The sequence below is a fragment of the Staphylococcus kloosii genome, from assembly GCF_003019255.1.
Taxonomy (GTDB): Bacteria; Bacillota; Bacilli; order Staphylococcales; family Staphylococcaceae; genus Staphylococcus; species Staphylococcus kloosii.
Genome location: NZ_CP027846.1, coordinates 1,773,673 through 1,787,388, shown reverse-complemented (window position 1 = coordinate 1,787,388; position 13,716 = coordinate 1,773,673). Strand labels below are relative to the sequence as shown.

General features: G+C 31.5%; 12 protein-coding genes. 5 read left to right on the top strand and 7 right to left on the bottom strand.

The window, feature by feature from the left end:
- The first annotated feature begins 76 nt into the window (after positions 1–76).
- The 4 genes from C7J89_RS08945 (at position 77) to C7J89_RS08930 (ending at position 5,525) form a co-directional block, all read left to right on the top strand.
- Entirely contained in the window at positions 77–739 is a 663-nt protein-coding gene (locus C7J89_RS08945) for a type 1 glutamine amidotransferase domain-containing protein (RefSeq protein WP_061854730.1), read from the top strand.
- Positions 740–967: 228 nt separating this feature from the next.
- The gene (locus C7J89_RS08940) at positions 968–2,230 is read left to right on the top strand and encodes an aminoacyltransferase (RefSeq protein WP_103295951.1); all 1,263 of its coding nucleotides are present in this window, start codon (positions 968–970) and stop codon (positions 2,228–2,230) included.
- A 28-nt stretch (positions 2,231–2,258) separates the two neighbouring features.
- Complete coding sequence (locus C7J89_RS08935; RefSeq protein ID WP_061854728.1) at positions 2,259–3,518, top strand: aminoacyltransferase; 1,260 nt, start codon at positions 2,259–2,261, stop codon at positions 3,516–3,518.
- Between the two features lie 999 nt (positions 3,519–4,517).
- Positions 4,518–5,525: a siderophore ABC transporter substrate-binding protein gene (locus C7J89_RS08930; RefSeq protein ID WP_103295950.1), complete on the top strand. Its 1,008-nt coding sequence runs from the start codon at positions 4,518–4,520 to the stop codon at positions 5,523–5,525.
- Positions 5,526–5,568: 43 nt separating this feature from the next.
- Here C7J89_RS08930 and C7J89_RS08925 read toward each other — a convergent pair whose 3' ends face one another.
- Positions 5,569–5,925, bottom strand: a complete 357-nt coding sequence (locus C7J89_RS08925) for a hypothetical protein (RefSeq protein ID WP_061854726.1) — start codon at positions 5,923–5,925, stop codon at positions 5,569–5,571.
- A 214-nt stretch (positions 5,926–6,139) separates the two neighbouring features.
- Here C7J89_RS08925 and pepF point away from each other — a divergent pair, with 214 nt between their 5' ends.
- Positions 6,140–7,945, top strand: coding sequence for an oligoendopeptidase F (gene pepF / locus C7J89_RS08920; protein WP_103295949.1), 1,806 nt, complete (start codon positions 6,140–6,142; stop codon positions 7,943–7,945).
- A gap of 61 nt (positions 7,946–8,006) precedes the next feature.
- On the opposite strand, the gene phoU is transcribed toward pepF, so the two are convergent.
- The 6 genes from phoU to cvfB all read right to left on the bottom strand — a co-directional run bounded on the left by phoU (position 8,007) and on the right by cvfB (position 13,585).
- Positions 8,007–8,657 carry a phosphate signaling complex protein PhoU gene (gene phoU / locus C7J89_RS08915; RefSeq protein WP_103295948.1) on the bottom strand — a complete coding sequence of 217 codons (651 nt, stop codon included), beginning with the start codon at positions 8,655–8,657 and terminating at the stop codon, positions 8,007–8,009.
- A 6-nt stretch (positions 8,658–8,663) separates the two neighbouring features.
- Positions 8,664–9,530: a phosphate ABC transporter ATP-binding protein PstB gene (gene pstB / locus C7J89_RS08910; protein ID WP_103295947.1), complete on the bottom strand. Its 867-nt coding sequence runs from the start codon at positions 9,528–9,530 to the stop codon at positions 8,664–8,666.
- Positions 9,531–9,573: 43 nt separating this feature from the next.
- Positions 9,574–10,509: a phosphate ABC transporter permease PstA gene (gene pstA, locus C7J89_RS08905; protein ID WP_061854722.1), complete on the bottom strand. Its 936-nt coding sequence runs from the start codon at positions 10,507–10,509 to the stop codon at positions 9,574–9,576.
- Between the two features lies 1 nt (position 10,510).
- Positions 10,511–11,440: a phosphate ABC transporter permease subunit PstC gene (gene pstC, locus C7J89_RS08900; RefSeq protein WP_061854721.1), complete on the bottom strand. Its 930-nt coding sequence runs from the start codon at positions 11,438–11,440 to the stop codon at positions 10,511–10,513.
- A gap of 83 nt (positions 11,441–11,523) precedes the next feature.
- Positions 11,524–12,480, bottom strand: a complete 957-nt coding sequence (locus C7J89_RS08895) for a PstS family phosphate ABC transporter substrate-binding protein (protein ID WP_103295946.1) — start codon at positions 12,478–12,480, stop codon at positions 11,524–11,526.
- A 205-nt stretch (positions 12,481–12,685) separates the two neighbouring features.
- Positions 12,686–13,585 carry an RNA-binding virulence regulatory protein CvfB gene (gene cvfB / locus C7J89_RS08890; protein WP_103295945.1) on the bottom strand — a complete coding sequence of 300 codons (900 nt, stop codon included), beginning with the start codon at positions 13,583–13,585 and terminating at the stop codon, positions 12,686–12,688.
- Positions 13,586–13,716 lie beyond the last annotated feature (131 nt).

The window sequence follows — 13,716 nt, the reverse complement described above, 5'->3', positions numbered from 1 at the left end:
AATATTTTATTTATGATACCGTACGCTGTAGAATTAAGAACCATAAAATATATGTCAATTATAGAGGTGACTTAATTTGAGTAAAAAAGCATTATTTGTACTAACGAGTAGAAGCCATTATGATGATGGTTCACAAACAGGTCTTTGGTTAGAAGAAGCAAGTGTACCTTATGAAGTATTAACTGAAGCGGGCATTGATGTAGACTTAGTATCTATCGAAGGTGGTTCTGTACCAATAGATGACAATTCTACTCAAAACGATGAATTAAATAAGTATGCAAGCTTTGTTGAGAAGATTAAAGATGTACCAAGTATTCAAGATATAAAAGTTGAAGATTACGACGCGATTTATTTACCTGGTGGTCATGGTACAGTATTTGACTTTGGTCACAATCAAGCATTGGCATCATTAATCGCTGATTTTAAAGATCAAAATAAATTTATTTCTTCTGTATGCCACGGACCAAGCGCATTTGTAGGTGCGAAAGATAATAGTGGTAACTTCTTAGTAAATGGCGTTACACTTACTTCATTTACTGATGAGGAAGAGAGAGCAATGGGCCTTGAAGAAAAAGTGCCTTTCTTAACTCAAACTGAACTTGAAAAACAAGGTGCGAAATTTATAACTAAAGATAATTTCGTGTCTCACGTAGAAGAAGACGGCTTGTTTATTACAGGTCAAAACCCTCAATCAAGTGAAGCTTTAGGGGAAGCACTTAGAGATGCATTACAAAAATAATTTAATTTTTAAGAGTTGGATTTTTGAATCCAACTCTTTTTGTTTGTTAAGCTTATATAAATGGTATAATGAAAATAGTGAATGTACATTACATATATATTAAAAAATTAAAATTAGTTCAGTGAAAATCCGTGGTATTAATTTTGTTTTATTTATTAATATTGTATAATAAACAAGATTTAAAAGAATCACTTGGATGAATTAATGATGAATTAGGAGTAAACAAATATGAAATTTACCAATTTAACGTCAACTGAGTTTGGCGCATTTGCAGATAAAATGAATAATAGCCACTTTACACAGATGGTGGGTAATTATGAACTTAAAATCGCTGAAGGTACAGAAACACATTTAGTTGGTGTTAAAAATAATGATAATGAAGTTATTGCTGCATGTTTATTAACAGCAGTGCCTGTAATGAAATTCTTCAAATATTTCTATTCTAACCGTGGACCGGTAATAGACTTTGATAACAAAGAATTAGTACATTATTTCTTTAACGAGCTAGACAAATACTTAAAGAAAAACAATGCATTATACTTTAGAGTAGACCCTTACTTACCATATCAATATTTAAACCATGACGGTGAATTTATTGAAAACGCGGGCAATAATTGGATTTTCGATAAATTTAAACAACTAGGATATAAGCATCAAGGATTTATGACTGGTTTTGATCCAATTATCCAAATCCGTTTCCATTCAGTATTGGATTTAAAAAACAAAACAGCAAAAGATGTTTTGAATGGTATGGATAGTTTACGTAAACGTAATACTAAAAAAGTGCAAAAAAATGGTGTTAAAGTAAGATTCCTAGGGGAAGACGAATTACCTATTTTCCGTTCATTTATGGAAGATACTTCTGAATCTAAAGATTTCTTTGATAGAGAAGATAAATTCTATTATAACCGATTAAGACATTATAAAGATCGTGTATTAGTTCCGTTAGCTTACATAGACTTTGATGATTACATTGCTGAACTTCAATCAGAAGGTAATGTGTTAGAAAAAGATTTAAATAAAGCACTTAAAGATATAGAAAAACGCCCAGATAATAAAAAATCGCATAATAAAAAAGAGAATTTAGAACAACAAGTACAAGCAAATGAACAAAAAATTGAAGAAGCAAAATCACTTCAAGCTAAACACGGTAATGAATTACCTATTTCTGCTGCGTTCTTTATTGTTAACCCATTTGAAGTTGTATATTATGCAGGTGGTACGTCTAATGAATTTAGACATTTTGCGGGCAGTTATGCTATTCAATGGAAGATGATTAACTATGCACTAGAACATGGCATTGATCGTTATAATTTCTACGGAATTAGCGGTAACTTTACTGAAGATGCTGAAGATGCCGGCGTAGTTAAATTTAAAAAAGGTTTTAATGCTGACGTTGTTGAATATGTAGGTGACTTTATTAAACCAATCAATAAACCTATGTATAAAATATACTCTATGCTAAAAAAATTAAAAGATAGAAACAAGTAAACACTAATTAGAAGGGAACTAAGCTAGTATGAAATTTACAGAGTTAACTGTTAAAGAATACGACAATTTTGTACAAAATCCATCTTTAGAAAGCCATTATTTTCAAGTGAAGGAAAGTATTGCTACGAGGGAAGAAGATGGGTTCCAAGTTGTCCTATTAGGCTTAAAAGATGATAATAATCAAGTTATCGCGGCTAGTCTTTTCTCAAAAATCCCTACTATGGGTAGTTATGTTTATTATTCAAATCGTGGCCCAGTGATGGATTATAGCGATTTAGGCTTAGTAGATTATTATCTACGTGAATTAGATAATTATTTACAGCATCATAACTGTTTATATGTCAAAATGGACCCTTATTGGATTTATCAAATTTATGATAAAGATATAAACCCGCTATCAAAACAAATAAATAATGATGCGTTAGTTAATTTGTTCAAAGCACATGGATACGAACATCATGGTTTCACTACTGAATATGATACATCTAGTCAAGTACGTTGGATGGGTGTATTAAATTTAGACGGCGAAACACCAGCATCATTGAAAAAGCAATTTGATAGCCAAAGAAAACGTAATATTAATAAAGCGATTAACAATGGTATAAAAGTAAGATTTCTCGAAAGAGATGAATTCCATATTTTCTTAGAACTCTATAGAGAAACTGAAGAGCGTGCTGGTTTCGTATCAAAAACTGACGATTATTTCTATAATTTCATCGATAATTATGGTGATAAAGTGCTAGTACCATTAGCATACATCGATTTAGACGAAAATATTAATAGCATCCAAGCTGCATTAACTGAAAAAGAAAACCGTCGTGATCAAATGATGGAAAAAGAACAAAAATCTGACAAACAATTGAAAAAAATTGCTGAATTAGATAGACAAATAGAGCATGATAAAAAAGAATTATTACAAAATAGTGAGTTAAGACAAACTGATGGTGCTATTTTAAACTTAGCTTCGGGCGTATTTTTTGCAAATGCATATGAAGTTAACTATTTCTCTGGTGGTTCTTCTGAAAAATATAACCGTTTTATGGGTCCATATATGATGCATTGGTTTATGATAAACTATTGCTTTGACCATGGATACGACCGTTATAATTTCTATGGACTGTCTGGAGATTTCACTGAAAATAGTGAAGACTACGGTGTTTACAGATTTAAACGTGGCTTTAATGTACAAATAGAAGAGTTAATTGGAGACTTTTACAAGCCGATTAAGAAAACGAAATATAAGTTATTTAATACATTAAACAATGTACGTAAGAAATTAAAGCGTTAAATATAAAAAAGCACTCACTACAAAAGTGAGTGCTTTTTTATATAGTAGTGTATAAATATGTTATGTAAACTAAGAATGTATAGTGTATTTCACTATAGCATTAGTAACAGTAATTTTATTATGTAAACTATTGTAGTTTTAGCAAATTAGTTCGGTTGTTTAAGGAAATAAACCATTACAAGCAAAGTTTCAATAATTTTATCTATTATTTTTGCTTATAATTTAGTGTTTACAGCTATTCTATACTCAATTATGACTTTTGTAGCTAATTATTATAAATAACTGTAATGATTGATATTAAAATAATTTTAAGACACTGAGATTTTGATTTCTGAGCATTTAAAGTTTAGATCGTGGATACTTATCCATTAAAGTTACACATATGTAACGTATATAAATGGAACCATAAATACGCTAAATACATAAGTCGTAAATTGTGTAGATATTTTACTTAAATGTGATCTATAAGAGAACTCTGTAAATAAGTTAGTTGCTATAAACTATATAATAAGTTAATCAATGAAGACTTGCTAATCACAGTTTTAAATAGCTGTATATAGTGCAGCATGCTTATATTTCATATAAAGACGTTATTACATAGTTAATTAGTAACTACATATTTGAATTTCATTTTAGTTTACATAATATATATTATAGGAAGTTATCCATAGAAGACAAATATATTGTTACATGTCCTTTTTTTCATATTTGTGATGCTTATTGTGTCTATAGCTTTAATACTTCGTTCATAAACTATAAATCGTTTTTGCTAAATACTTCGCTGCATATAGTTTTAGTTTATGTAGTTGCATATTTAGTACTTTTAATTGCTCATGTTGTATTTATATATTTTAGTCTTTGCTGTAGTTTTATATTTATTATTGGAATCTTGTTCGTTTATCTAACTATGTATAATCATTTATGTAGTTCTGTTTTTAAAAAAACTAATTGATAACTATTTTCAATTAAGTTATGATTATGTTTAAGGAGGATTACATCATGAAAAAACTAAGTATTGCAATTATGATATTGATTGTAACGATATTTATTACAGGTTGTGGCAATGCTACACAATCAAAAGATCAACAGAAATCAAAAACTGTAAGTATTAAACATGCATATGAATTTAAGGACAAAAACAATGATCATAATAGAGGTACTATAAAAAAAGAAACGATAGAGGTCCCTATCAATCCAAAACGCGTTGCAGTCATGGATTATGGTGCATTAGACACCATGAAATCACTTAAATTAGAAGATAAAATAGTTGCAATATCTAAAGGTCAAAACAGTTCATTCTTACCTACTAGTTTAGCAGAATTTAAAGACGATAAATATTTAAATTTAGGTAATCCGGGCCGCCCTAATTATGATAATTTGGCAAAAGCGAAGCCTGAAGTGATTTTTGCATCATTTAGACAAGCGCATACCGCCACTTTGGATGAAATGAAAAAAGCTGCGCCTAATGCCAAAATTATATTTGTAAGCCCCCACTACGACAATTATATTGAATCTGTTAAAGATAATGCTCTAATTATAGGTAAAATATTTAACAAAGAAAATGCGGTTAATAAAATCAACACTAGACTCGATAAGAAGTTAGCAGAAACTAAAAAAGTCATTAATAATGATAAAGTGTTATTTTTAAATGTCGATGATAAATCCATTAAGGCATTTGGTTCATCAGGAAGATTTGGCGGATTTTTAAATGAAGCTTTAGGCATTAATCATGCTGATAAAGATATGAAAGCTAATTCCAAAGGCGCTGTAATTTCTTATGAGTATTTAGTTCGCAAAAATCCAGATAAAATATTTGTGATAAATAGAGGGAAAAATGCTAAAACAAATGAATTACCTGAATCATTACATAATCCAGTTATCCAAGATGTTAAAGCGGTAAAAAATAACGAAATTACGTTGTTTGAAGCTAATAAATGGTTCTTCAATGAAGGTGGCGTACAAGCAACCATAGACCAAATGGAAGATGTTAAAAAAGCCTTTAAATAAAATAAAGCGTTACAGATTAATATTCAGTCTGTAACGCCTTATTTTATTTGTTATTACGACGGGTATATTCTTCAACTTCTTCTTTAGGAATGCCCCCGCGCTTTCTAATTTCTTTATTTAGTCGTTTATCGCGACGATTTCTACGCCAATCACGTGTGAAATACCATAATAGAAAGCTAACAATTAGACATACAATTGCAAGAAATGCTGCATAGCCAAGCAATGGTTGATAATCAATGTTTTCAAAATTTGGAATGAAAAATGCAGCAATGCCTAACACTACAAATGTAATAATAGCTGGTGCAAACCATTTATTTAATACTAAATTACAAAATACAGTAAGTAGTAATGCAGCCACTATAGTAATCCAAAGATAGTTTGGCATATCAAAAATACTCATAAAATTGCTCCTTACATTAAAGTTTTTTACTTTTACATGCCTCTATATTATATGAAATCAGCTTTGTTGTAAAAGGACTTCGGCAGTATTTAGTGTAAAACGGTTAAGATATATATTGTTTCTGTTGTTGGCTATTTTAAATGCAAACGTTGTATTTCCTATATTATATTGATGTATAATACTATTTAAGATGAATTAAGGGGAGGAATTATGAATGAGTAATGCACTACCATTCCGTAAAGATGTTCCAGATAACCAAAAATGGGACGTAACTGATATTTTTACTTCTGACGAAGCATTTTATGCTACCGTTGATGAAACGTTACAGAAAGCTAAAAAGTTTAGAGAACAATTTGAAAATCAACTATCTAATCCTAAAGTAATTGAAAATGCTTTAGATGATTATTCGCAAATTTTAATTCAAGTTGACCGTATGGCAAACTATGCTGAATTACGTTTAAGTGTAGATACATCAGATGAAGCAGCTCAAACTGTAAGCTCAAAATTTAATACGACGTTTGGTAAGATTATCAGTCAATTAGCTTTTGTTGAATCCGAAATTTTACAGTTATCGGAAGAAACATTAAATGATTTCAATAAAAAGACGAAGTATCCACACTTCATTACTAAATTAAAAAATCGCCAACCTTATCAATTGGACCCTAAAGTGGAAGAAGCGTTAGCAAGTCTATCACCTACTCTTGAGGCGCCATTTGAATTGTATGGTATTACTAAAATGCTTGATATACCATTTGAGTCTTTTGAACATAATGGTACGACTTACCCATTAGATTATGCTACTTTTGAAAATGAGTATGAAGATAATGAGAATCCAGAGTTTAGACAAAAAAGTTTTGAAACTTTTAGCAATGCCTTAAAGAAATATCAACATACTACTGCAGCAACATACAATATGAAAGTACAACAAGAAAAAATAGAAGCAGATTTACGTGGTTATGACTCTGTAATTGATTATTTATTACAAGAGCAAGATGTTACTAGAGAGATGTATGATCGTCAAATTGATGTCATAATGAGCGAACTTGCACCGATTATGCAAAAATATGCGAAATTGTTAAAACGAGTGCATGGTTTAGAAGTAATGCGCTTTGAAGACCTTAAAATTTCTATTGATCCAAGCTATGAACCTGATATTTCTATTGAAGATTCTAAAGAATATATTTATGGTGCGCTAGGTATTCTGGGCGATGATTACTTAAAAATGGTAGAGACTGCATATCAAGATAAATGGATTGATTTTGCACAAAATAAAGGTAAAGATACTGGTGCATATTGTGCAAGTCCATACTTTACCCATAGTTATGTCTTTATTTCTTGGACAGGCAAAATGGCAGAAACATTCGTTTTAGCGCATGAATTAGGACACGCTGGTCATTTTACATTAGCTCAACAACACCAAAATTATTTAGAATCTGAAGCGTCAATGTACTTTGTTGAAGCCCCTTCTACGATGAATGAAATGTTAATGTCTAACTATTTATTTAAAAATAGTAATGATAGTCGTTTTAAACGTTGGGTTATAGGCTCAATGATTTCTAGAACGTATTACCATAATATGGTAACGCATTTATTAGAAGCAGCTTATCAAAGAGAAGTTTATAAACGCGTTGATAATGGTGAATCACTTACTGCGCCAGTATTAAATCAAATTATGCGTAATGTTTATAGTGAATTCTTTGGAGATGCTGTGAAATTAACTGATGGAGCAGAATTGACTTGGATGAGACAACCTCACTACTATATGGGACTCTATTCTTATACTTATTCTGCTGGTTTAACTATAGGCACAGTTATGGCGCAACGAATTAAAAATGAAGGACAACCTGCAGTTGATGCATGGTTGGAAACATTAAAAGCTGGAGGTAGTAAATCTCCTATCGAACTTGCTAGTACGGCAGGCATTGATATTAGTACAGACCAACCGTTACGTTCTACTATTAATTATATTGGAGAATTAGTAGATGAACTTGAAACATTAACAGACGAGTTAGAGGCATAAAAATAAAATAGAGCCTGTAATAGTTTAAATGTGACTATTACAGGCTTTTTATATTGGTATTTTAATCGTGATTTGTTTCATAGCGTTCACCAGTATGGAAATAGTAAATATTCTCGGCAATATTACTAATATGGTCGCCAATACGTTCTAAATAACGTGCCGCCAAATGCGCTTGGCCAGCTACAAATGGATCGTTATCGATTAAATACGTTGTATTAACAATATTTCTGTACAAATCATCAATATCTGAATCACGTTCTATAATTTCACAAATTAATGTAATATCTTTATTTTTAACTGCTTGATTCAAATCTTCAATCATTAGTAATGCTAATTTGCCCATGGTTGTTAAACGTGTAAGTACATATGGATCAGTAAAATGTGTTCTGAGTCTTATTTCAGCAATATTCATAGCATTATCGCCTATTCTTTCGAAATCTGAAGCGATTTTAAGTGCGGCAATCATTAAGCGTAAGTCTGCCGCTATAGGTTGTTGTCTTGTTATTAACATGATAACTTTTTCGTTAATTTCAGTCTCTAAATCATTTATATCTACATCTTTACCGATGGTTTGTCTTGCATAGTTTCTATTTGTTTCACTTAATGATTGTAATGCGTACGTTATATTGCGATAGACAAGTAAACCCAACCGACGTAAATCTTTATTTAAATCTTGAAGTTCAGACTCATATTTATTTCTAATAATTGTCATTATATATTAACCGAATCTACCAGAAATATAGTCTTCTGTTTGTTTATCGGCAGGATTAGAGAAAATTTTGGCTGTCTTGTCATATTCGTTAACGTAACCGTTAAGGAAGAAAGCTGTATTGTCTGAAATACGTGCAGCTTGTTGCATATTATGTGTAACGATAATAATTGTATATTTTTCTTTTAAATCTTGAACTAGTTCTTCAATTTTTAAAGTTGAGATTGGATCTAAAGCGGAAGTTGGTTCATCCATTAAAATAACGTCAGGCTCAATAGCTAATGTACGTGCTATACAGACACGTTGTTGTTGTCCTCCTGATAAACTATAAGCATTTGTATCCAACTTATCTTTTAATTCATCCCAAATAGCTGCCCCGCGTAGAGATTTTTCAACAATCTCATCTAATACTTTTTTGTTTTTTATACCGTGTATTTTAGGGCCATACGTGATATTGTCATAAACTGATTTAGGAAATGGATTCGGTTGTTGGAAAACCATTCCTACATTAGTTCTTAACTTTTCAGCAGAAAATCTAGCGTCAAAGATATTTTCGTCGCGATAAAATATTTTACCTGCCGTTTTAACGCCCGGTGTTAACTCAACCATTCTATTTAGTGTCTTGATATAAGTTGATTTACCACACCCTGATGGCCCGATTATAGCTGTAACTGTATTTTCTTCAATATCTAAATTTATATTTTTTAATGCATGATTTTCGCCGTACCATAAATCTAAATTTGTTGTGGAATATACAATGTTTGCTTTATTCGTTGATTGATTTTTTAAAGTACTTTTGTTGTTGATAATGCTTTTATTTTGTTGTTTTTGAATTCTAGCATTATCAATTGTTTTAATTTTAGGATTAGTAGTCATAAAAATTGCTCCTTTAAATAACTGAAATATTAATTATATATATTTAGTACTTCTTATTATATTTATTACGAATTAATATAGCTATAGTATTCATTAATAATAATACGGCCAACAATACAAGTATACCTGCAGATGCAACATTTTGGAACTCTTCTTGTGGTAATTTTGACCAATTATATATATTCATCGGTAATGCTTGGAATTGATCAAAGATATTTGACGGCAATGCAAGTAATACAGTTGGAATACCAATTAAAATTAATGGTGCGGTTTCCCCTAATGCACGCGATAAAGCTAAAATAAAACCAGTTAGTATACCTGGCAGTGCAGCTGGTATGACAACATTTTTTGTCGTTTGCCATTTTGTAGCACCTAAACCTACAGAAGCTTCTCTCACAGAATTTGGAATTGCTCTTATTGCTTCTTGGCTAGCTACAATAATGATTGGTAATATAAGTAATGACATAGTTAAGGCTGCGGCAATAATAGAATTACTGAGGGCTAAAAACTCTATACCCATACCTCTAACAAAAATTGTTAAGCCTAAAATACCAAAAACTACAGAAGGCACACCTGCCAAGTTCGAAATGCTAATATTAACAATTTTGGTAAATAAATTTTTTTTAGCATATTCTTCTAAATAAATTGCAGTACCTACTCCTAGAATGATAGAAATTGGAATAATTGTTATCATTAACCATACAGTTCCAATTAATCCACCCTTTACGCCAGCCATAGAAGGCGTTGATGATGAAAAACTTGTAAAAAATGATGGTGTTAAGTGACTAACGCCTTTGAAAAATGTATTCATAATTAATATTGCTAACACCAATACACCAATCATCGTGCATGTGAAGACAAACCACTTATATAATCGATTTACTTTAAATCTGCGTGCATATCTTTTTTCGACATTGCTTTGATTAATAAGCGATCGTTGATTGTGTGAAATGTAGAGGTCATTTTTTTGATAAGCCATATTAATACTCCTCTCTAAATCGCTTCGTAATCCAATGAGAAATTAAATTCATGATGAGTGTAAACATAAATAATGTGAAACCTACAGCGTATATACTGTAATAAACGTCTGAACCGAACGTAGCATCACCTGTAGCTACTTGAACGATGTAACCTGTCATAGTTTGAATGGATGATGTAAGGTCTAATGATGCTGAAGGCGTACTACCTGCCGCAAGTGACACGATCATCGTTTCACCTATTGCACGAGATATCGCTAAGACAATGGATGCCATAATTCCTGAAGTGGCTGCAGGTAAAATTACTTTAGCTAATACTTCGAACTTAGTAGCACCTAATCCAAGCGCACCCTCTCGCATTTTATGTGGTACTGATGACATTGCATCTTCACTCATACTTGAAATAAGTGGAATAATCATAATGCCGACGATAATTCCGGGACTAATTGAGTTGAAACTACCGATAAACGGAAAGATTTCTCTGATAAAAGGTGTGACAAAGGTTAAAGCAAAGAAACCAAAAACGATTGTTGGTATTCCTGATAATATTTCTAATGCTGGTTTAATGATAGCTCGCATACGATTTGAAGCATATTCACTTAAATATATCGCTGCTCCCAAGCCGAGTGGTACTGCAACAATCGTAGCAATTAAAGTTATTTTTAAAGTACCTAATACTAGTGACCAAATACCATATTTTGGCGTTGAACTAAAAGGATTCCATTCACTAGTGAGTAAAAATTGAGATAAAGAAACTCTTGAAAAAAATGTGAAAGTTTCTGACAATAGCGTAAACACGATACCTATTGTCGTTAAAATTGAAATAAATGCGATCGTACCTAATACTACGGGAACAACTTTATCGCTTATCCCTTTTTTACGCTTATTATTTTTAGCGATTAATTCTCTAACAGATATATCATTATTTACCATAATGCACCTCACTTGTTCCGTCGTGCTCTCAAAAGTGCATTAACCACGAAGATGCTTTATGACATCTCCGTGATTAATAGCGCTTATTTTTTGCTATCTTTTTTGTCGTTGTCTTTACCTATAATTTTGTCTAATTCCTTTTGTTGTTCTGTGTATTTTTCTTTAGGTAATGCGACAAATCCTGCGCTTTCGGCTGCTTTACCTTGATCTTTTAATAAGAATTTAGTGAAAGCTTGTAATCCTTTGTTCTCTTTTAATTTTTTCTCGTTTGTGTATGTGTATAAAGGTCGGCTTAATGCGTATGAACCATCTTGAATTGTTTTCTTAGTTGGTTCCGTTAGTTTGCCGTTAGCGTCTTTAATTTTGACTTCTTTTAACTTGTCTTTATTTTGTTCATAGAAGTTATAACCGAAGTAACCAATTCCCTGCTTATTTTTAGTTACTGATTGTACGATTGTATTAGTATCTGCATTTTTCTCTGCGTTGATATCACCTTTGTTCATAATTTCTTCGGTAAAGAAGTCGTAAGTACCGTGAGATTGATCAGGTGAAAATGCTTTGATTTTTTTCGCTGGCCATTTAGAATTAACATCTTTCCATGTTTTGGCCTTACCTGAATAAATTTCTTTTAATTGGTTCTTATCTAACTCTTTGACGAAATCATTGTCTTTGTTAACGGCAATCGTTACGCCGTCTTGAGCAATTTTGAATTCGTTATACTTAATCCCTTTTTCTTTAAGCTTTTGCTTTTCTTCATCTTTAATCGGACGAGAAGCGTTGGAGAAATCTGTATTACCTGCAATAAATTTTTCAAATCCACCACCAGTACCTGCCGTACTATTTGAAACTGTAACCTTTGGATAATCTTTCGCAAATTTTTCATTTAGTTTTTCAATGATAGGACCTACTGTTGAAGAGCCATCGCCTTTCACTTTTCCTTCAACATCGCTACCTTTACTAGCACCATTGCTCCCACTACAAGCGCCTAATAATAACGAAGCTCCAATTACCGTTGAACCGATTAGTTGCCATTTTTTCATTGAAACATCCTCCTAAATAGATAAAGTTACTTTTAGTTTGTTTTACAAGTCTTATGTTACAGGTAGTTTATTAATTACAAATTTAGTTAGTGTAAATGTTTTGTAAACATTATATGTTTGGTTTATTAAATGATTTTATAAATTATTAAACACAAAAAAACACGCTTCTCAGATATTGAAAAACGTGTTGTTAAGTATATATAGATTAGTCCTCTAACCTACTCCAACCTTTTTTGGTTAATTCGATTTTGCCAGTTTCGATCTTAATAATTTTGTTTTTATACAAATGTCCAATTGCTCTTTTAAATGAACCTTTACTCATATTAAAGACTTCTTTAATAGCTTCAGGGCTTGATTTGTCCCAAAATGGCAGTTCCCCGTCATATTCTACTAATAAATCAAAGATGATTTGACCATCTTCATCGAGTCTTTCATGTGATAATGGTAAAAATGAACCATTGAGTTCACCTTTATCATTATGACCAATAATACGAACTTTTACTAATTCACCTAAACGTGGTTCTGATTTACGTTCAGATTCATGCACAAAAATTTTATAACCATCTTTAGAAAGTAAAAAGCTACCAATTCTTAATAAACGATATGGACGTGCTTCAATAATTTCGTTCTGTTTACTATCATCATTTACAGGGGTAAATGTATTTTCTACTATTGTTTCCGTAGCAAGACGTGCAAACATATTATTTTCGCTATCAATACGCAATGTAACGAATAATTGATCGCCATTCACAGGCCATAAAGATTTAACTTTTGGTAAATCTTCCCATGGGATTAATACCTCTCTCGGTAAGCCTACATCGACATGTGCACCGTCTCTATCTGTTTTTAATACTTTGACAAAATCATACTTATCAGTCGTAATGTCAGGCATATTTTGAGTGGCGAATAAATCACCTGAACGGTTTGGGTAAATGAAGAAACTGTATTCTTCACCTACTTCTAATTCGTCTTCTTCGTTAATTTCTGATTGGTTTAATTTAACTTCTTCACCGTGAGGTCCTTTTAACATATAAGTAGAACCTTGTAAGCCGACAACTTCTAAAAATTCAATCGTGCCTACTATATCTTTTTCGTCTCGTGCCATATTTGTCTCCTTCGCACATATTTATTCTTATACATTATAACATGGTATCGATAATCAAGCATTAACACATTTAACAAAGGTCGAAACTAGTGATTAAGTATGTTATAATTTGTCCGTTAGAATAACGATAA

What these genes read in the sequence shown, in the direction of transcription:
- pstC (WP_061854721.1), bottom strand. Translation starts at nt 11,440, where the DNA reads ATGGTAAATAATGATATATCTGTTAGAGAATTAATCGCTAAAAATAAT.
- C7J89_RS08930 (WP_103295950.1), top strand. Translation starts at nt 4,518, where the DNA reads ATGAAAAAACTAAGTATTGCAATTATGATATTGATTGTAACGATATTT.
- pstA (WP_061854722.1), bottom strand. Translation starts at nt 10,509, where the DNA reads ATGGCTTATCAAAAAAATGACCTCTACATTTCACACAATCAACGATCG.
- pstB (WP_103295947.1), bottom strand. Translation starts at nt 9,530, where the DNA reads ATGACTACTAATCCTAAAATTAAAACAATTGATAATGCTAGAATTCAA.
- C7J89_RS08935 (WP_061854728.1), top strand. Translation starts at nt 2,259, where the DNA reads ATGAAATTTACAGAGTTAACTGTTAAAGAATACGACAATTTTGTACAA.
- C7J89_RS08895 (WP_103295946.1), bottom strand. Translation starts at nt 12,480, where the DNA reads ATGAAAAAATGGCAACTAATCGGTTCAACGGTAATTGGAGCTTCGTTA.
- C7J89_RS08925 (WP_061854726.1), bottom strand. Translation starts at nt 5,925, where the DNA reads ATGAGTATTTTTGATATGCCAAACTATCTTTGGATTACTATAGTGGCT.
- cvfB (WP_103295945.1), bottom strand. Translation starts at nt 13,585, where the DNA reads ATGGCACGAGACGAAAAAGATATAGTAGGCACGATTGAATTTTTAGAA.
- pepF (WP_103295949.1), top strand. Translation starts at nt 6,140, where the DNA reads ATGAGTAATGCACTACCATTCCGTAAAGATGTTCCAGATAACCAAAAA.
- C7J89_RS08940 (WP_103295951.1), top strand. Translation starts at nt 968, where the DNA reads ATGAAATTTACCAATTTAACGTCAACTGAGTTTGGCGCATTTGCAGAT.
- phoU (WP_103295948.1), bottom strand. Translation starts at nt 8,657, where the DNA reads ATGACAATTATTAGAAATAAATATGAGTCTGAACTTCAAGATTTAAAT.